The sequence below is a fragment of the Phyllobacterium sp. CCNWLW109 genome, assembly GCF_037203905.1.
Taxonomy (GTDB): domain Bacteria; phylum Pseudomonadota; class Alphaproteobacteria; order Rhizobiales; family Rhizobiaceae; genus Phyllobacterium; species Phyllobacterium ifriqiyense.
The window spans coordinates 526,497-544,844 of sequence record NZ_JBBCBK010000003.1 but is presented as its reverse complement, the minus strand read 5'-3'; the positions used below and the strand labels follow the sequence as shown (position 1 = coordinate 544,844).

Annotated in this window: 17 protein-coding genes; 3 read left to right on the top strand and 14 right to left on the bottom strand. The window is 54.0% G+C overall.

Annotated elements, in window-relative coordinates; genetic code table 11:
• Positions 1–33 precede the first annotated feature (33 nt).
• From V9K92_RS13160 to rimM, 5 genes are all read right to left on the bottom strand, one after another.
• Complete coding sequence (locus tag V9K92_RS13160) at positions 34–852, bottom strand: amino acid ABC transporter permease (RefSeq protein WP_337354190.1); 819 nt, start codon at positions 850–852, stop codon at positions 34–36.
• 14 nt (positions 853–866) lie between these two features.
• On the bottom strand, positions 867–1,619 hold the full coding sequence (locus tag V9K92_RS13155; RefSeq protein WP_435530123.1) for a transporter substrate-binding domain-containing protein: 753 nt from the start codon (positions 1,617–1,619) through the stop codon (positions 867–869).
• Between the two features lie 222 nt (positions 1,620–1,841).
• The gene (gene rplS / locus V9K92_RS13150) at positions 1,842–2,294 is read right to left on the bottom strand and encodes a 50S ribosomal protein L19 (protein ID WP_115054427.1); all 453 of its coding nucleotides are present in this window, start codon (positions 2,292–2,294) and stop codon (positions 1,842–1,844) included.
• A 176-nt stretch (positions 2,295–2,470) separates the two neighbouring features.
• Positions 2,471–3,157 carry a tRNA (guanosine(37)-N1)-methyltransferase TrmD gene (gene trmD, locus V9K92_RS13145; protein WP_337354188.1) on the bottom strand — a complete coding sequence of 229 codons (687 nt, stop codon included), beginning with the start codon at positions 3,155–3,157 and terminating at the stop codon, positions 2,471–2,473.
• Positions 3,157–3,732 (bottom strand): ribosome maturation factor RimM, encoded by a 576-nt coding sequence (rimM, locus tag V9K92_RS13140; RefSeq protein WP_307281301.1) that lies wholly within the window; start codon positions 3,730–3,732, stop codon positions 3,157–3,159. The genes trmD and rimM overlap by 1 nt, the downstream gene beginning before the upstream one ends.
• 123 nt (positions 3,733–3,855) lie before the next feature.
• Between rimM and V9K92_RS13135 the strand changes: the two genes are divergently transcribed.
• The 3 genes from V9K92_RS13135 (at position 3,856) to V9K92_RS13125 (ending at position 6,333) form a co-directional block, all read left to right on the top strand.
• Positions 3,856–4,812 carry a tyrosine-type recombinase/integrase gene (locus tag V9K92_RS13135; protein WP_115054430.1) on the top strand — a complete coding sequence of 319 codons (957 nt, stop codon included), beginning with the start codon at positions 3,856–3,858 and terminating at the stop codon, positions 4,810–4,812.
• Positions 4,813–4,833: 21 nt separating this feature from the next.
• Positions 4,834–5,895 carry a TraB/GumN family protein gene (locus V9K92_RS13130; protein WP_337354187.1) on the top strand — a complete coding sequence of 354 codons (1,062 nt, stop codon included), beginning with the start codon at positions 4,834–4,836 and terminating at the stop codon, positions 5,893–5,895.
• A gap of 93 nt (positions 5,896–5,988) precedes the next feature.
• Positions 5,989–6,333, top strand: a complete 345-nt coding sequence (locus V9K92_RS13125; protein WP_115054432.1) for a hypothetical protein — start codon at positions 5,989–5,991, stop codon at positions 6,331–6,333.
• A gap of 65 nt (positions 6,334–6,398) precedes the next feature.
• On the opposite strand, the gene lpdA is transcribed toward V9K92_RS13125, so the two are convergent.
• From lpdA to zapE, 9 genes are all read right to left on the bottom strand, one after another.
• Complete coding sequence (gene lpdA / locus V9K92_RS13120) at positions 6,399–7,805, bottom strand: dihydrolipoyl dehydrogenase (protein WP_337354186.1); 1,407 nt, start codon at positions 7,803–7,805, stop codon at positions 6,399–6,401.
• A 29-nt stretch (positions 7,806–7,834) separates the two neighbouring features.
• Positions 7,835–8,362, bottom strand: coding sequence for a hypothetical protein (locus V9K92_RS13115; RefSeq protein ID WP_337354185.1), 528 nt, complete (start codon positions 8,360–8,362; stop codon positions 7,835–7,837).
• 6 nt (positions 8,363–8,368) lie between these two features.
• Positions 8,369–9,007, bottom strand: a complete 639-nt coding sequence (locus tag V9K92_RS13110; protein WP_337354184.1) for a LysE family translocator — start codon at positions 9,005–9,007, stop codon at positions 8,369–8,371.
• A gap of 173 nt (positions 9,008–9,180) precedes the next feature.
• Complete coding sequence (gene odhB / locus V9K92_RS13105; protein WP_115054436.1) at positions 9,181–10,473, bottom strand: 2-oxoglutarate dehydrogenase complex dihydrolipoyllysine-residue succinyltransferase; 1,293 nt, start codon at positions 10,471–10,473, stop codon at positions 9,181–9,183.
• A 67-nt stretch (positions 10,474–10,540) separates the two neighbouring features.
• On the bottom strand, positions 10,541–13,552 hold the full coding sequence (locus tag V9K92_RS13100; protein WP_337354183.1) for a 2-oxoglutarate dehydrogenase E1 component: 3,012 nt from the start codon (positions 13,550–13,552) through the stop codon (positions 10,541–10,543).
• Positions 13,553–13,725: 173 nt separating this feature from the next.
• On the bottom strand, positions 13,726–14,640 hold the full coding sequence (gene sucD / locus V9K92_RS13095; protein WP_115054438.1) for a succinate--CoA ligase subunit alpha: 915 nt from the start codon (positions 14,638–14,640) through the stop codon (positions 13,726–13,728).
• A 3-nt stretch (positions 14,641–14,643) separates the two neighbouring features.
• On the bottom strand, positions 14,644–15,840 hold the full coding sequence (gene sucC / locus V9K92_RS13090) for an ADP-forming succinate--CoA ligase subunit beta (protein WP_307281321.1): 1,197 nt from the start codon (positions 15,838–15,840) through the stop codon (positions 14,644–14,646).
• A gap of 70 nt (positions 15,841–15,910) precedes the next feature.
• Positions 15,911–16,873 carry a malate dehydrogenase gene (gene mdh, locus V9K92_RS13085; RefSeq protein WP_115054440.1) on the bottom strand — a complete coding sequence of 321 codons (963 nt, stop codon included), beginning with the start codon at positions 16,871–16,873 and terminating at the stop codon, positions 15,911–15,913.
• A 278-nt stretch (positions 16,874–17,151) separates the two neighbouring features.
• On the bottom strand, positions 17,152–18,321 hold the full coding sequence (gene zapE / locus V9K92_RS13080) for a cell division protein ZapE (RefSeq protein WP_337354182.1): 1,170 nt from the start codon (positions 18,319–18,321) through the stop codon (positions 17,152–17,154).
• Between the last annotated feature and the right edge of the window lie 27 nt (positions 18,322–18,348).

The following is an 18,348-nucleotide window of genomic DNA, read 5'->3' as shown; positions in this document are numbered from 1 at the left end:
AAGTGACAATGCGCCGCTACCTGTCAGGTGAAATCACCGGTTGCGTTGCGCAAGACGCCGTTCAACCCATCGCAACAGCAAAGAAAGGCTGATGGTCAAGATGAGATATATATAGGCGACCACAGAATAGGTTTCAAAAAAGCGGAATGACCCTGAGGCATAGACCTTGCCCATCTGAGTAATATCGACAACCCCGAGGACCGATACCAGCGATGAATCCTTCACCATGGCGATGAAATCATTGCCGTAAGGTGGCAAAATAGTGCGGATAGCCTGCGGCATCACAATCAGCCGGAAACGCGGAAAGCGCCGAAGCCCGAGCGCCTTGGCTGCTTCGATCTGGCCTGCATCGACGGCTTGAATGCCGGCGCGGAAAATCTCGGCAAGAAAGGCTGAATAGGCAAGAACGAGCGCAATGATCGCACGCCAGAGCAGGGAGAAATCCCGCACCAGCAGCGGCTCAGTGTAGCCAGCATTTTGCAATGGTTGCGTTATGAAATTCCATGCATAGACCAGGGCCGGGGCGCCGACAAAAGCGATATAGAACAACAGCACCAGCAGTGGAACACCGCGCATGATCTCAACATAAAACCGCGCGATCTGCCGGACGGCGATATATTCCGACCGGCTCATAATGGCCAAAACGAGCCCCAACACCGATGCAAGAAAGAACGCAACGATAGACACCCAGACGGTTATCCAGATGCCTTGCGCAACGGTTGAAAAAACCTGCCCGTAAAGCGGATTGATGAGAATAGCGAGGCCCAAGGCGATAGCGATCCCCGCGGCGACAATGAGCCACCACGGAAAATCCGCCTTTTCCGCCGGGCGTGATGCGGCTTCGGGCTTCAAGAACGCATACTCACCTATTGACCAAGCTTGTAGTCGAGAAACCACTTCTTGTTCAGCGCGTCGAATGTGCCATCCGCTTTCAATGCAGCAATGGCCGCATTAACCGGAGCTACAAGATCGGAGCCTTTTGGAAAGATAAAGCCGAAATCTTCCGCACCGAGCGGCCCGCCAATCAGCTTCAATGCACCGCCGGATGCATCCACATAGCCCTTGCCCGCGGTGCTGTCAGTCAGGACCAGATCAACATCGCCGGTTTTCAGCGCTTGAATGGTTGCGCCGAATGTTTCAAACAACTTGATACGCGGATTCTGCTCATTGCCATCGAGGACATTGTAGACGGCAACATAGAAATTACTCGTTCCCGGCTGTGCCCCGACCAGCGTATCCTTGGACTCCGAAAAGCTCTTGGCGTCCGTGAAGCGTTTCTCATCGCTGCGAACCAGCATGAACTGCTCAGAGCGCATATAGGGCTCGGAAAAATCCACCTTCTGCTTGCGCTCGTCATTGATAGTTATGCCGGTCATACCGATCTGGTATTGATTATCAGACACCGCCTGGATCATCGCATCCCAGCTTGTATTGAGATACTCGATCTTGAAGTTGAGGCGCTTGGCGATTTCGTTCATCGCATCATATTCCCAGCCCACCGGCTTACCGGTCTTGGGATCGACGAATTGTAACGGCGGATAGGCATTCTCCGTAACTACAGTCACCTCTTTGCCGCCCAGATCAGGCAGATCAGCGGAGAAAGCGGAAATGGGAAGCATGGCCAGCGTTATCGCTGCCAGAAAAACGGCCGAAAAAATGGAACGCAAGTTCATCGGAGTCCCCCTTGTCGTGAAATAGTTGGCAAACTGATTTCACCTTGTCACCGGCGCGTCAATCCCCGCAAGCATGTCTGTTTCTTCTAACGGCAGTCACGAGGAAAAAACGCTCAAAAACAAAAAGGCGGTCCAAGGACCGCCTTTTTCAAAATTCATGCATAGCGCTTATTCAGCAGCAGGTGCCTTTGCAACAGTTGCTTCAGTCACTGTTTCGGCAGTGCCTGTTGCAGGAACTGAAGTCTTGTTCTTGCGGTTGTCTTTTTTCTCGACGATACGAGCAGCCTTACCTGTAAGACCACGCAGATAGTAAAGCTTCGCACGACGTACCTTACCGCGACGAACAATATCAACACCTTCGACCAGCGGTGAAATGATCGGGAATACGCGTTCTACGCCTTCGCCATAGGAAATCTTGCGAACTGTGAAGTTCTCATTGATGCCGGCGCCATTACGGGCAATGCAAACGCCTTCATAGGCCTGCACGCGGGTACGTGTACCTTCGGTAACACGAACATTGACACGAACTGTGTCGCCTGGCTTGAAATCTGGAAGCACGCGCTTGGCTTCGATTTTTGCTCTCTGTTCGAGATCGAGCTGACGAATAATATCGACGGCCATTGTCTTATCCTTTTATTGTTCAAACAGTCAGAGCGTCCACACTTGAAAGCAGCATCTTGGCCGCGTTTCTATGTCTCGCGAGAGACAGGGGCGAATTCACCATCCATTGATTAACAGACTTCGGATTTTCCGAGTTGGCGGGCAATTACACCATAAAAGCCGCTTTGTCACCTGTTTTACCGATTCTTTTTATCCCAAAGATCCGGCCGCCGCTCGCGCGTCAGTCTTTCAGCTGCGGCCCGCCGCCATTTATCGATAGCGCCATGATTGCCGGAAAGAAGCACATCCGGAATACGGCGTCCCTCCCATTCCTGCGGTTTGGTGTAGTGCGGATGCTCAAGTAGCCCCGTTTCAAAACTTTCAGTTTCGCCGGAAAGCGCATTGCCCATGACACCGGGCAGAAGCCGCACAATCGCATCAAGCACCACGATGGCCGCTGTTTCGCCGCCAGACAGAATATAATCGCCGATGGAGACTTCTTCGAAATTCCGGCCTTCGATGAGGCGCTCATCCACGCCCTCAAAACGTCCGCAGAGCAGGATCGCCCCCGGCCCTGCCGCAAGTTCACGCACACGCGCCTGTGTCAAAGGTTTGCCGCGCGGACTCATGAACAGTTTCGGACGCTCGTCCGCCACCTGATCAACCGCACGCCCCAGTACATCGGGTTTCATCACCATGCCCGCACCGCCGCCCGCAGGCGTATCATCGACCATGCGGTGTTTGTCTGTCGCATAATCGCGTATTTGTACGGTCTCGAGCGACCATGCCCCCTCGGCCAAGGCTTTGCCTGCCAGCGAAATGCCAAGTGGTCCCGGGAACATTTCAGGGTAAAGCGTCAGGACAGTTGCGCGAAAGCCGGCCATCAGGACTTGTCTTTGCCTTCACCGCCAAGCTGACGGCGGCGCTCCTCATCCTCATTTTCATCGGGAAGAAGACCAGCGGCGGCAGGATCGACAACGATATGTCCGGCCTTGAGGTCAACCTGCGGCACAGCAGCCAATGTGAAAGGGATCAGCATGGGACGTTTGCCCGGAATCGAAAGCTCCAGCAGATCGCCACCACCAAAATCAAACATGGCCGACACCTTGCCATGCCTGTTGCCATCTGCGTCGATTGCTTCCAGCCCGATCAGATCCGAGTGGTAATATTCGTCTTCGTCCAGATCCTGCGGCAGTTGCGAACGCTCAATAAACAGCGTTGTTCCATTCAGTGCCTCGGCCATATTACGGTCATTGACGCCGCGAAAACGCACGACAACGACAGTCTTGGACGGACGGATATCCAGCACTTCGAAAGCCCTGCCGGTCACATCATAAAGCGGCCCATAATCGGCAAGCGCCATGGGGTCGCCGGTAAATGTTTTTACCCTGAGTTCGCCGCGCGTTCCATGTGCCGCACCGATCACCGCCAACTGAACCGGATCATTCAACTTTGCCATTGGTCTATCCATTTAAAATCTGTTCTGCCCGAATTAGAGCAAACGCCGGATAAAACCAAGGCGAAACGTTCTCGTAAGGGTTCCTATGCCATTGTCCGCATAACAAAGCCGAGGAGCGATGCCGTGGGTGTCCAACCGAAAACCGAACAGTTTCTTATTTCCGCGCGCCCCGATCTGATCGATGCGCGCGAAAACTGGCTGAAGTCGCTCAAGAACACGCGCCGCCTCGCCACCAATACGCTTGAAGCCTATGAGCGTGACACGCGGCAGTTCTTTCAGTTCCTCACCGGCCATCTGGGTGAACCTCCGGCGCTGAAAGACGTGGCGACATTACGGATTGCCGATCTTCGCTCATTTCTGGCGCGGCGACGCAATGATGGTGCGGGCGCACGCACGCTCGGACGCGGGCTTGCCGGTATCCGCTCCTTCCTGCGCTATCTGGAAAAGCAGGGGATGGCCAATGCAGCGGCCTCCATCGCCATGCGTGCGCCAAAACAGCCCAAATCACTGCCAAAGCCGCTAACAACAATCGACGCACGGCGCGTTGTCGAGATTGGCGGGCAGCTCAATGAAGAGCCATGGATCGCAGCCCGCAATGCCGCCGTGCTGACACTGCTCTATGGCTGTGGCCTGCGCATTTCCGAAGCGCTCGGATTGGATGGTGGAGCATTGACCGATCCCGATGCCCGCTCAATTCCCATTACCGGAAAGGGCGGCAAGACACGCATGGTTCCCCTGCTTCCGATTGTACACCGGGCGATTGCGGAATATCGCAAGCTTTGCCCCTATGATTTGGAGGAAGGCAAGCCGCTGTTTCGCGGTGCGCGCGGCGGTGATCTGCATTCGGCCATAATCCAGCGCGATATGCAGAAAATGCGTGGAGCGCTGGGCCTGCCTGATACTGCAACGCCACATGCGCTACGCCATTCCTTTGCGACGCATTTGCTGGGTCGTGGCGGTGATCTGCGGACCATTCAGGAACTACTCGGTCATGCCAGCCTTTCAACGACACAGGTCTATACGGGCGTCGATACGGATCGCCTGATGGAAATTTACGACAAAGCGCATCCCCGCGCGTGATTGAAGCAGTTGAGACTATTGATGGACAATAATATTTCGTCTCCATTTGACCGTTATGCCGATGCTTTGTTGCGGCTTTGCGCGGGATTGAGCTGGCTTCTGCTGGCATCATTTTTCGCCGTGGTTTTCAGCGCTGGCTATGCCCGCGCGGACGAAACGTGCGCGGGCAGTAATCTGATAGAGGAAATGGCCAAATCGGACCCTGCAAAACTTGAAACATTGCGCAAAGAGGCCGCCACCACACCCAATGGCCATGGGCTCCTCTGGAAAATCGAAAAGCCCGGCATCAAACCTTCCTGGCTTTACGGCACAATGCATCTGACTGATCCGCGTGTTCTGAAGCTCTCCGATGCGGCTCAAGCGGCTTATAGTGCCGCCGATCCGATTGTGATCGAAACAGATGAAATTCTGGATCCCAAAGGCATAATGAAGGTAATGGCCGAGTCGCCGGAACTGATGATGTTCACAGATGGAACGACCTTGGAAAAGGTCATCCCCGCAGACAAGCTGGATGGTGTCAAAGCCGCCCTTTCAGAACGGGGAATTCCGTTGAGCTCTGTAAACAAGATGCAACCCTGGATGCTCACAAGCATGCTTGCCCTACCCGCCTGTGAAATGGCCCGGAAAAAGCAGGGTGCCGCGTTTCTCGATATCAAGCTGGCACAGGAAGCCAAGGAGAAAGGCAAGCAGATTGCCGGACTGGAAACGATCCGCGACCAGTTGGGGGCCATGGCCTCGCTGCCTGCAAAATTTCATATTGATGGCTTGGTCGAAATGCTGGCGCTCGGTCCCAAGATGAAAGACATATTCGAGACAATGACCGTTCTTTATGTGCAGGGTGATATTGGCATGATATTTCCGCTCATGCGATCAGTGTCGCCCGACGGCACAGCCAGCGGCCAAAATTATGCGGAATTTGAAGAAAAAATGGTCAGCGCACGCAATCGAACCATGGCGGAGCGTGCAGAGCCAATAATTGCCAAAGGAAACGCATTTATAGCTGTCGGTGCTTTGCATCTTCCCGGCGAACAAGGCTTGGTATCTCTTCTCAAAGAGCAAAACTATACAGTGACAGCGCAGTAGAGCGCGGAACAGGCATAAAGGGTTCTGGAACTTTACAGCATGCCATCCGTTATCCATTCATCGGCATCGCTTGAATGCCATGGAGGATAGAACATGACCTACGATCCAAATGTGCAACGACCGGCAAATGATCCGTTGGACCCGGCCAAAACAGATCGGCCTTCTACAGTTATCAACAATAAGTCCGGTAGTGGCGGAACCTATCTGGTTGCTGCCATCATTATCGCTGCAATCGTTATCGGCGGTTATTACTTCCTGAACGGGAATACCGAAATGAACGCTCCGGCGCCGACAGCGCCAGCCACCGATACCACAACGCCGCCAGCACCGGCGCCGGCTGAACCTCCGGCATCAACTGCACCCGCTCCTGCCGAACCTGCGCCAGCTCCCGCCGAGCCCGCACCAGCCCCGGCGCCTGCACCAGCCCCTGCTAATTAATGCGGTGAACCATAATAGAAAGGCCCGAATGTTCGGGCCTTTTTTGTGCAGTTTTTTTGACAAAGTTACATATGGATAGGCTTGGCGAATGTGGCCAATGCGGCTTCGCGCACGGCTTCCGACATTGTCGGATGCGCATGCGTTGTACGCGCCAGATCTTCAGATGAGCCGCCAAATTCCATGAGAACCGTTGCCTCGTGAATCATCTCTCCGGCACCATAGCCAAGAATATGAACGCCCAGAACGCGATCTGTGGCCTTGTCAGCAAGAATTTTAACGAAACCGTCCGTATGCAGCATGGCACGGGCGCGGCCATTGGCAGTGAACGGAAATTTACCCGACTTATATTCGATACCAGCCGCCTTGAGTTCTTCTTCTGTTTTGCCAACAGAAGCAACTTCCGGCTGCGTATAAACAACGCTTGGAATGGCATCAAAATTGACATGACCAGCCTGTCCGGCGAGAATTTCGGCAACCGCGATACCTTCGTCTTCCGCCTTGTGCGCCAGCATGGGACCCTTGACCACATCTCCAATGGCATAAATGCCGGAGACATTGGTCTGCCAATGATCGTTGATGGCAACGCGGCCGCGATCATCCACCTCGACACCTGCCTCTTTAAGACCGAGACCGTCTGTGTAGGGTCTGCGACCTGTGGATACGAGAACAACATTGGCCTCGATTGTCTGGGCATCGCCGCCTTTGACTGGCTCAAAAGTTACCTTTGCACCCTTGCCGGATTTCTCGACAGCGGTCACCTTGGCGGAGAGTTTGAATTCAATGCCCTGCTTTTCGAGCATGCGCTGGAACTGCTTCGAGACTTCGCCATCCATTGGTCCGAGAATCTTGTCAAGGAATTCGACCACTGTCACCTTGGCGCCAAGGCGCGCCCAAACCGAGCCAAGTTCCAGACCGATAACACCGCCGCCAACGACAACAAGATGGTCCGGAACAGCCTCAAGCTCCAAAGCACCCGTTGAAGAAATGATGACCTTCTCATCAAAGGCCACATCAACGCCCGGAATGCCTGCAACATCGGAGCCAGTGGCAATCACGATATTCTTTGCTTCGATTTCCTGAACCTTGCCATCTTCACCGGTTACTGAAACTTTGCCCGCGGCAACGACCTTGCCGGTACCAATGAACGTGTCGATCTTGTTTTTCTTGAACAGAAACGCAACGCCATTCACATTGGCATCCACGGTTGCCTGCTTATGGGCAAGCATGGCCGGTAGATTGAGCTTTGGCGTACCCACATCAACGCCAAGCGTCGCGTGGGAATGCCCAGCCTCGTGGAAAACCTCAGAAGCGTGGAGCAAGGCCTTTGAAGGAATGCAGCCAATGTTCAGGCAAGTGCCACCAAAGGTTGCGCGCTTTTCAATAACGGCGGTTTTTAGCCCGAGCTGTGCTGCCTTGATTGCGCACACATAGCCACCGGGGCCTGATCCGATGACGACGACATCATATGCCATGATTGATTCCTTTGCTTTAACTCACATAATTATTGTTGGGGAACGCATTCCTTGAAGCGGAACACTTCCCACGGAAACGTTTCGATCGGCTTTTCCAGCTTGAAGTTGAAATTGCTCATTGCGCCGGAGAGATTGGGCATCAGCAGAGCTTGCGCTGCCGGCTCTTTGGCTTGTGGAAGATAGTCGGCTTGTGCGCCGTCTTTCAGCGCATAAGGCACGCCCTCCCACACTGTACAAGCCGCCAGTTCATCACCTGTCGAATCGCCGCTTGGGCAATTATACATAATCAGCGCATTCGGCCTTGCGGCTTCGTCACGCATGACAACACCTTGAAGCTTCAAATCCGCGTCATTGCGCTGCAGGACAAACTCGTTTGATGTTGCAACAGGCTGATCTTCGGGAAAGTGCTTGAATGTCAGCGTGTAGTCATCGTCGCGGTCGGTATAGACAGCCCGATCCTGCGTACATGCGGCATAGGCCGAAGAGGCAAACAGAACTCCGAGCGCCGATATGGCAGCAAGACCTTGTTTTCTGGCGTTGGGGAAAAAAACAGTCATAGCTCTCTAGCTTGCCTGGCTGGTCGCGAGCTTGATACCGAGCCCGATAAAAACCATGCCGGTTACGCGATTGAACCACTTGCCCCAGGATACAAAGCGATCCCGCACTGACTGGATCGTAAAGAAGGTGGAAACCGCAACGAACCATGCAACCAGCGCAAGCGCCATGAACACGCCATAGCTAGCCTGAATCAAAACCGGTGTTTCATGACTGACCAGCGCCGAAAACAATGACAGGAAGAACAGGACGGCTTTCGGATTCAGCGCGTTTGTCACGAAACCCATGAGGAAAGAACGCCCATCGGAAATCTTCTTCTGCGGAACATTCTCGACGACATCCGCCGGTGCTTCCATGGCAGGTGCACGCAGGGCCTTGATCCCGAGATAAACGAGATAGGCCGCACCCGCCCACTTCAGCAAGCCAAACAGAAGCAGCGATTTTGATACAAGCAGACCAAGCCCGAGCACAGTGTAGCTAATGTGGAAAAGCAGTGAAGAGCCAATGCCGAGGCTCGTCATGATAGCGCTACGGCGGCCATGCACGATGCTCTGCCGGACAACAATGGCAAAGTCAGCTCCGGGCGAGACGATCATGATCGAAAAGACCGCCATCAGACCAAGGAATTCGTACATGTAGTGCGACATGCTTATTCTCCAGAGACGACATACTGGTGCCGGTCTGCTCCCGACCCGAGAGCAACCGGCACAGTTTTATTGCTTAGAGCGTTTTGCGTTTTGAGATTCAAAACGACGCTCTAAACCTTTATTTTTACGCAATTCCGGACGGAAAACCGCTACACACTTTTCCTGGAATTGCTCTAGAGATCGAGAACGAGACGCTCCGGATCTTCAAGGCTTTCCTTGACGCGAACGAGGAAGGTAACTGCTTCCTTGCCGTCAACAATACGATGGTCATAGCTCAAAGCCAGATACATCATCGGGCGGATGACAATCTGGCCGCCAACCACAACCGGACGATCCTGAATCTTGTGCATTCCAAGAATACCGGACTGCGGTGCGTTAAGGATCGGCGAAGACATGAGCGAGCCATAGACGCCACCATTGGAAATGGTGAATGTGCCGCCCTGCATGTCCGCCATCGACAGCGCGCCATCGCGTGCAGCTTTACCCAGACGGCCAATATCCTTCTCGATTTCCGCAATGGACATCTGGTCGGCATTACGCACGACCGGAACGACAAGGCCCTTATCCGTGCCGACGGCAACGCCGACATGGGCAAAATTCTTGTAGATGATGTCGGTGCCGTCAATCTCGGCATTAACCGCAGGAATTTCCTTCAAGGCATGGGTGACAGCCTTGGTGAAGAAACCCATGAAGCCGAGTTTGACACCATGCTTCTTCTCGAAAATTTCCTTGTAGCGGTTACGAAGGTCCATGACCGCAGACATATCCACCTCATTATAGGTGGTAAGCATGGCAGCCGTGCTCTGCGCATCCTTGAGTCGGCGCGCAATGGTCTGGCGCAACCGTGTCATCTTCACGCGCTCTTCGCGCGAAGCATCATCTGGCGCGGAAGCCGGACGGGCAACGGCCTTCGGTGCTTCGGCAGCAGCCGGTTGCGACGTAAAGCCCTTGGCAACGGCATCAAGAACATCACCCTTGAGAACCTGGCCTCGCTTGCCGGAACCTTCGACCTGCGAAACAGATACACCTTTTTCGCTCAACAGCTTGGAAGCAGCCGGGGAAGCTGGCATTTCACTGGGCTTGCGCTCGGAAATAGGCGTATTGCCTGCAACCTGAGCAGCCTTGTTTTCTGCCTCACCTGTGGTTGCCGCTGAACCTGGGCCGGATGCCTGTGCTACCGCGTCAGGCTTGGCTTCTTCTTTCTTGGCAGGTGCAGCGGCCGCGCCCTCGCCGGAGCCGATCATGCCAAGCAAGGCGCCAACTTCAACCGTATCGCCTTCCTTGGCGGTAATTTCGGCAAGCGAACCAGCAGCCGCAGCGGGCACTTCAATGGTCACTTTGTCGGTCTCAAGCTCGACCAGCGGTTCGTCGACAGCAATAGCTTCGCCGACCTTCTTGAACCATTTGCCGATTGTTGCTTCGGAAACGGATTCGCCCAGTGTTGGGACGCGGATTTCGGTTGCCATATTTTCAGCTCTCGTTGATCTATTTTAACTGCTCAAAGCGACGTCACGTCGCTCTATCTTTGTTTACTTATGAACCCAGAGCATCTTCAAGGAATGCTTCAAGTTGTGCAAGGTGCTTGGACATCAGGCCGGTCGCCGTTGAGGCTGCGGCAGGACGTCCGGTGTAACGGACCCGTTGATGCTTGGCATCAATATGCGCCAACACCCATTCCAGATAAGGATCGATAAAGGCCCAGGCACCCATGTTCTTGGGCTCTTCCTGACACCAGACCATCTCCGCATTGCGGAAACGCGAGAGTTCAGTGATCAGCGCCTTGGCCGGGAACGGGTAAAGCTGTTCGACGCGCAGCAGATAAACATCATCGATACCGCGCTTTTCCCGCTCTTCGTAAAGATCGTAATAGACCTTGCCGGAGCAGAGAACCACACGGCGGATTTTCGAATCCTTCTGCAGCTTGATCGGCTGATCCTTCAGCAGCTGCGCATCATCCCACAACAGACGGTGGAAGGAGGAATCGCCGGTGAAATCGCTGATCGACGATACCGCACGCTTATGACGCAGCAGAGATTTCGGCGTCATCAGGATCAGCGGCTTGCGGAAGTCGCGTTTCATCTGGCGGCGCAGAATATGGAAGTAATTTGCAGGTGTTGTGCAATTTGCAACCTGCATATTGTCTTCCGCACAAAGCTGCAAATAGCGCTCAAGACGAGCTGAAGAGTGCTCCGGACCCTGACCTTCGTAGCCGTGTGGCAGAAGGCAAACCAGGCCCGACATACGCAGCCATTTACGCTCACCCGATGAGATGAACTGGTCAAATATGACCTGCGCGCCATTGGCAAAGTCACCAAACTGAGCTTCCCAAAGGGTAAGCGCGCGCGGATCGGACAGCGAATAGCCATACTCAAACCCAAGGACAGCCTCTTCCGAAAGCATCGAATTGATGACTTCGTAAATTGCCTGACCTTTTTGAAGATTGTTCAGCGGAATGTAGCGTTGTTCCGTGTCCTGATCATAGAGCACCGAATGCCGCTGGCTGAATGTACCGCGCTCGACGTCCTGACCTGACAGGCGAACGGGATGCCCCTCAATTGCCAGTGAGCCGAATGCCAGTGCTTCTGCCGTCGCCCAATCGAAACCTTCGCCGGTCTCGACCATCTTGGCGCGATTATCCTGAAAGCGCTGAATGGTGCGGTGAACATTGAAGCCCGCTGGCACTTCTGCCAGCTTCTTGCCGATTTCCTTGATGGTCTTCAGCGGAAGCCCCGTTTTGCCACGGCGCTGCTCATCAGCATTATCTGCTGTGCGCAAGCCGCTCCAGGCGCCATCCAGCCAATCGGCCTTGTTGGGCTTGTAGTGTTGACCGGCCTCAAATTCCTGCTCAAGGTTTTCGCGCCATGTGGCACGCAGCTTTTCAAGATCGGCTTCAGTAATCAGGCCTTCTTCGATCAGCTTGGAGGAATAGAGCTGTACAGTCGTTTTCTGGCCGCGAATGGTCTTGTACATCAGCGGCTGCGTGAATGCAGGCTCATCGCCCTCATTATGGCCGAAGCGGCGATAGCAGAACATATCAATGACGACCGGCTTGTGGAAGGTCATGCGATATTCGGTGGCAATCTTCGCCACATAAACAACGGCTTCCGGATCGTCACCATTGACGTGGAAAATTGGCGCCTCAATCATCTTCGCCACATCGGATGGATAGGGCGAGGAACGCGAGAAACGCGGATTGGTGGTAAAGCCGATCTGGTTATTGATGATGAAATGCACCGTACCGCCGACGCGATGACCGCGCAGACCGGAAAGGCCAAGACACTCGGCAACAACGCCCTGACCAGCAAATGCCGCATCGCCATGCAGCAGCAGCGGCATGATCTTGGCGCGCTCTGAAAGCGGCACAACTTCATCACGGTCGCGGCCAGCGAGCAGATCCTGCTTGGCACGGGCCTTACCCATGACAACCGGATTTACGATTTCCAGATGCGAGGGATTGGCTGTCAGTGACAGATGCACCTTGTTGCCGTCAAATTCGCGATCCGACGAAGCACCAAGATGATATTTTACGTCACCCGAACCTTCCACGTCATCCGGTGCGTAAGAACCGCCCTTGAACTCGTGGAAAATGGCGCGATGCGGCTTGCGCATGAACTGGCTAAGCACATTGAGGCGTCCACGGTGAGCCATGCCAAGGACGATTTCCTTGAGGCCCATCGAGCCGCCACGCTTGACAATCTGTTCCAGCGCCGGAATCAGCGATTCCGCACCATCAAGACCGAAGCGCTTGGTGCCTTTATATTTGACATCAATGAACTGTTCAAAGCCTTCAGCCTCGACCAGCTTGGAAAGGATCGCCTTCTTGCCTTCTGCGGTAAAGGCAACGCCCTTATCCGGGCCTTCTATGCGTTCCTGAATCCATGACTTTTCCACCGGATCGGAAATGTGCATGAACTCCACACCGATCGTCGAGCAATAGGTGCGCTGCAGGATATCGAGCATCTGCGGAATGGTCGCATATTCAAGACCCAGCACATTATCGATGAAGATCTTGCGGTCATAATCGGCTGGTGAGAAACCGTAGCTCTCTGGCGACAGCTCGTTATAGTCTTCCTTGACCTCGGCCAATCCCAGCGGATCAAGCTTGGCATGTAGATGACCACGCATGCGGTAAGCCCGGATCATCATGATGGCGCGAACAGAATCGCGCGCCGCATGAATGATATCGGAGTCAGAAGCCTTCGCTGCGGCAGCGCCGTTTGTTGCCGCTGCGCCGTTGGCGCCTTTCGACTTCAGCTTGTCCGTAATGTGCTTTTCGACTTCGCCCCAATTGCCATCAAGAGCAGAAACCAGCTCGCCATTACCCGCGATTGGCCAATTTGGCTTTTCCCAGGACGCACCCTTGGCGTTCTTCTGGATATCGTCTTTATTATCGCCGAGATTGGCAAAGAATTCCTGCCATTCAGCATCCACCGATGCCGGATCTTTCTCGTATTGTGCGTGAAGTTCCTCGATATAATGGGCATTGCCACCATAGAGAAATGAAGTGAGGGCAAAAAGATCGTTGGCCTGTTCTTGACGTGCCATATTCGTGACCGGAGCTGTGCCCCGTCTCCCTTGATAAGAGCGCACCGGCCTTCCGGTGCCACCCTGGGTGAGGCTCGCTCAAGCTATGAGCGTCCCCGCGGATTGATCAGGGCAGCAACTGCCCCGATCCTTCTTAGCTCTGATAAAGGCGAAAGTTCGCCTCCTTTAAGGTCTTATCCCTTAAGGACTTCGACCAATGTCTTTCCAAGCTGCGCAGGCGATGGCGAAACGCGGATACCCGCTGCTTCCATTGCTGCGATCTTGTCTTCAGCGCCGCCCTTGCCGCCGGAAATAACTGCGCCGGCATGACCCATGGTACGTCCGGGAGGAGCCGTACGTCCGGCGATGAAACCGGCCATTGGCTTCTTGCGGCCGCGCTTTGCTTCATCAGCAATAAACTGCGCTGCGTCTTCTTCCGCCGAGCCGCCGATTTCACCGATCATGATGATCGACTTGGTTTCTTCGTCAGCTAGGAACATTTCCAAAACGTCGATGAACTCGGTGCCCTTGACTGGATCACCGCCGATACCGACAGCTGTTGTCTGGCCAAGGCCTTCATTGGTCGTCTGGAACACTGCTTCATAAGTAAGCGTGCCGGAGCGCGATACAACACCCACCGAACCCTTCTTGAAGATATTGCCTGGCATGATGCCGATCTTGCATTCTTCAGGGGTGAGAACACCCGGGCAGTTCGGTCCGATCAGGCGTGACGACGAACGGTCAAGGCGAGCCTTGACGCGAACCATATCCATGACCGGAATGCCTTCGGTGATGCAGATGATCAAAGGAATCTCTGCTTCAATGGCTTCCAGAATGGCTTCTGCCGCGCCTGCTGGCGGAACGTAGATCACAGAAGCATTTGCGCCGGTCCGGTCCTTGCCTTCGGCAACCGAAGCAAAAATCGGCAACTGCGCGCTCGAACCGGTAGGCAGATTGCCTTCCCAGGTCTCGCCACCCTTCTTCGGGTGAATGCCGCCAACCATCTGTGTACCGTAATAGGCAAGAGCCTGTTCGGTGTGGAATGTGCCGGTCTTACCGGTCAGGCCCTGAACGAGAACCTTGGTGTCTTTGTTAACAAGAATAGACATGCCTTAGTTTCCCTTCACAGCCTTGACGATTTTCTGCGCCGCATCATCCAGATCATCGGCGGAGACGACATTCAGACCACTTTCATTGATGATCTTCTTGCCGAGTTCAGCATTGGTGCCTTCGAGGCGAACAACCAGCGGCACCTTGAGGCCAACTTCCTTGACCGCAGCGATAACACCTTCTGCGATGATGTCGCATTTCATGATGCCGCCGAAGATATTGATCAGAATACCTTTTACAGCTGGATCAGCAGTGATGATCTTGAACGCAGCCGTTACCTTCTCCTTGCTGGCACCACCGCCAACATCGAGGAAGTTTGCTGGCTCCGCGCCATAGAGCTTGATGATATCCATCGTTGCCATGGCAAGACCTGCACCATTGACCATGCAGCCAATATTGCCATCAAGAGCGACATAGGCGAGGTCATATTTGGATGCCTCGATTTCCTTCTCGTCTTCTTCGGTGGTGTCGCGCAGCTCGACCACATCCGGATGACGGAAGAGAGCATTGCCATCAAATGAAACCTTGGCATCCAGAACACGCAGACGACCGTCTTTCATGACGATCAGCGGGTTCACTTCGAGCAGGCTCATGTCCTTCTCGGTGAAAGCCTTGTAGAGAATCGGGAAAAGCTTTTCGCCATCGGCGCGTGCTTCGCCGCTCAAACCATAAGCATCGCTAATCGTCGCGATATCTTCTGCCGTAACGCCTTTTTCAGGGTCGATTGCAACAGTGATGATCTTTTCAGGCGTATCGTGAGCAACAGCTTCAATATCCATGCCGCCTTCCGTGGAAACCACGAATGCGGGACGGCCAACAGCACGGTCGACCAGGATCGACAGATAAAGTTCGCGATCAATATCAGCGCCATCTTCGATGTAGAGGCGGTTGACCTGCTTACCAGCAGGACCGGTCTGCTTGGTAACCAATGTGTTGCCGAGCATTTCCTTGGCATTTGCAACAACTTCCTCGACGGACTTGGAGAGGCGCACACCGCCCTTTGCATCCGGACCGAGTTCCTTGAACTTGCCTTTACCGCGCCCACCGGCATGAATCTGGCTCTTCACCACATAAAGCGGACCGGGCAGTGTCTTTGCCCATTCTTCCGCCTGCTCGACCGAGTAAACGGCAACACCATTGGCGATTGGCGCACCAAATGTGTGCAGCAGACGCTTGGCCTGATATTCATGAATATTCATATGATATTTCCTCTACGAATAATCCTGAGCCGTAGCTCAGGATCGTTTCAGAATTGTTTCGTGAACCAAATTACTTGAGGTTCGGTGCGATATTGATGCAAGCTTCACAAAGCCCGGCAACCGAAGCCACCGAAGCTTCAAACTGCTTTTCTTCTGCCTTGTTCAAGTCGATTTCGATAACGCGCTCGACACCGCCTGCGCCGATAATGACCGGCACGCCCACATACATATCCTTAACGCCATACTGGCCGGAAAGATGCGCAGCGACAGGAAGAACACGCTTTTTGTCCTTGAGGAAGGCCTCCGCCATCTGAACGGCCGAGGAAGCAGGAGCGTAGAAGGCAGAGCCGGTCTTGAGCAGGCCAACGATTTCGGCACCGCCGTCGCGAGTACGCTGAATGATCTGATCGAGCTTTTCCTGGCTGGTCCAGCCCATCTTCACCAGGTCCGGCAACGGGATACCGGCAACAGTCGAATAGCGCGCGAGCGGCACCATGGAGTCGCCATGACCGCCGAGAACGAATGCGGTGACATCTTCAACCGAAACCTTGAATTCATCGGCAAGGAAATAGCGGAAGCGTGCGCTATCCAGAATGCCGGCCATGCCGACAACCATGTTTTTTGGCAGACCGGAAAATTTCTGCAGCGCCCAGACCATTGCGTCAAGCGGGTTGGTGATGCAGATCACGAAAGCGCCGGGCGCGTATTTCTTGATGCCCGCGCCGACCTGCTCCATGACCTTTAGATTGATGCCGAGAAGATCGTCGCGGCTCATGCCCGGCTTGCGGGGCACACCGGCGGTGACGATGACAACATCTGCGCCTTCAATGGCTGCATAGTCGTTGGCGCCGGTAAGCTTGGCGTCGAAATCATCAACCGGGGAGGACTGAGCAATGTCGAGACCTTTGCCCTGAGGCGTCCCTTCTGCGATGTCGAAAAGAACGATGTCGCCGAGCTCTTTGAGCCCGATCAGATGTGCAAGCGTTCCACCGATCATACCTGAGCCGATGAGGGCGATTTTGTTACGTGCCATGCTGGATACTTCCCTGATCTGAAGTTTTGCCTGAACTTAATGCCTTAACCGACGTCAAAGACCAAAATAACGATTATCAGAAATGCTAGTCGGCAATCTGTCGCCATATGCCTCTGCGTTGGGTGGTTCGAATATTCCTCTTTCAAAAATAACTCAACTTAAAATTTTCCCCTCAATGAATTCAATCGTTTAGATTTGATGGGACTTACGTAAACGTCAATCAGATTTAGCATTTTGAGCTATTTCGAGAGTCTCTTTACACGCCAAAAGTATCAGTCTCATGAAGCCGCGGCCGTTGGGCGGGCGGCATGTTCAAGATAATCTTCGCTTTGCATTTCGAACAGCCGTGATGCGGTACGGTCAAATTCAAAAGCCTCAGTTCCGCGGTTGGCGACATAAAGTTTGTCGGGAGAAGCGGCGGCCGAAATCACGATGTGCACGTGATTGTCATAGAGAATATCGATAAGGATGATGAAACGCTTGGCCTCATTCCTGCGCGCGTGATCGAGCACAGGTACCGCATCGATGAAAATCGTCTTGTATCGTTGGATGATGGCTGCGTAGTCCGCCGCCCCGAGCGGTTTGGAGCAGAGATCAGCGAAGGTAAATCGTGCTGCGTTGCTGCCGGCCTTCGGTATAACCACCGAGCGGCCCTTTACCGTCACGCTGTCGGACGCGACAGTCGCGCCTTCGGTGGCTGCGTGCCATGCCTCATCCATCAAACGATTCGATTCATCGTTAAGAGGGGAAAGATAAACCGGCATACGATTAAGCTTCTCCAGCCGGTAATCGGTGCGCGCATCCAGATTGATGACGTCCACATGGGTTTTCAGCAAATCAATGAACGGCAGGAATAGCTGGCGATTGAGCCCGTCGCGATAAAGGTTATCGGGCAAAACGTTAGAGGTGGCAACAAGGACAACGCCGCGTTCGAACAAGGCTCGAAACAGGCGCGACAGGATCATGGCATCGGCAATATCCGTAACCGTGAACTCATCGAAACAGAGCACCCATGATTGTTCAGCCAGAGCGTCGGCAATAGGCGGTATCGGATCCTCCTGTTTTGTTTCGCCGTTCTTGAGAGCCTTGCGATGCGCATTGATACGCTCATGAACATCGGCCATAAAATCGAGAAAATGGGCACGGCGCTTGCGTTTTACCGGGACAAGTTGATGAAACATGTCCATGAGCATGGTTTTGCCCCGTCCAACTTCACCGTAAATATAAAGGCCTTTGACGATCTCGTTGCGCGGGGATTTTCGACTGAAAAGCCAACCCAGGGCACTGGATTTCGTCGCAAGACGCTTCGTTGCGACATCGCGGATAAGCCGGTCGAAACGCAAGGCCAGCTGCTGTTGCGCGGGGTCCATATCAAGCTCCCCCGACTGAACGAGCGCCTGGTAGCGCTCGTTCACCGAGGGAAACACTTTCAGATTATCATGCGACATGCGGAAAGAAGTCTCTCAAGGCCGCGC

Bases quoted from the DNA above. Each gene is read 5' to 3' on its own strand.
- V9K92_RS13155 (WP_435530123.1), bottom strand. From the start codon at position 1,619: ATGCTTCCCATTTCCGCTTTCTCCGCTGATCTGCCTGATCTGGGCGGC.
- rplS (WP_115054427.1), bottom strand. From the start codon at position 2,294: ATGGCCGTCGATATTATTCGTCAGCTCGATCTCGAACAGAGAGCAAAA.
- trmD (WP_337354188.1), bottom strand. From the start codon at position 3,157: ATGGCCGGCTTTCGCGCAACTGTCCTGACGCTTTACCCTGAAATGTTC.
- rimM (WP_307281301.1), bottom strand. From the start codon at position 3,732: ATGGCAAAGTTGAATGATCCGGTTCAGTTGGCGGTGATCGGTGCGGCA.
- V9K92_RS13130 (WP_337354187.1), top strand. From the start codon at position 4,834: ATGGACAATAATATTTCGTCTCCATTTGACCGTTATGCCGATGCTTTG.
- V9K92_RS13125 (WP_115054432.1), top strand. From the start codon at position 5,989: ATGACCTACGATCCAAATGTGCAACGACCGGCAAATGATCCGTTGGAC.
- lpdA (WP_337354186.1), bottom strand. From the start codon at position 7,805: ATGGCATATGATGTCGTCGTCATCGGATCAGGCCCCGGTGGCTATGTG.
- V9K92_RS13115 (WP_337354185.1), bottom strand. From the start codon at position 8,362: ATGACTGTTTTTTTCCCCAACGCCAGAAAACAAGGTCTTGCTGCCATA.
- V9K92_RS13110 (WP_337354184.1), bottom strand. From the start codon at position 9,007: ATGTCGCACTACATGTACGAATTCCTTGGTCTGATGGCGGTCTTTTCG.
- odhB (WP_115054436.1), bottom strand. From the start codon at position 10,473: ATGGCAACCGAAATCCGCGTCCCAACACTGGGCGAATCCGTTTCCGAA.
- V9K92_RS13100 (WP_337354183.1), bottom strand. From the start codon at position 13,552: ATGGCACGTCAAGAACAGGCCAACGATCTTTTTGCCCTCACTTCATTT.
- sucD (WP_115054438.1), bottom strand. From the start codon at position 14,640: ATGTCTATTCTTGTTAACAAAGACACCAAGGTTCTCGTTCAGGGCCTG.
- sucC (WP_307281321.1), bottom strand. From the start codon at position 15,840: ATGAATATTCATGAATATCAGGCCAAGCGTCTGCTGCACACATTTGGT.
- mdh (WP_115054440.1), bottom strand. From the start codon at position 16,873: ATGGCACGTAACAAAATCGCCCTCATCGGCTCAGGTATGATCGGTGGA.
- zapE (WP_337354182.1), bottom strand. From the start codon at position 18,321: ATGTCGCATGATAATCTGAAAGTGTTTCCCTCGGTGAACGAGCGCTAC.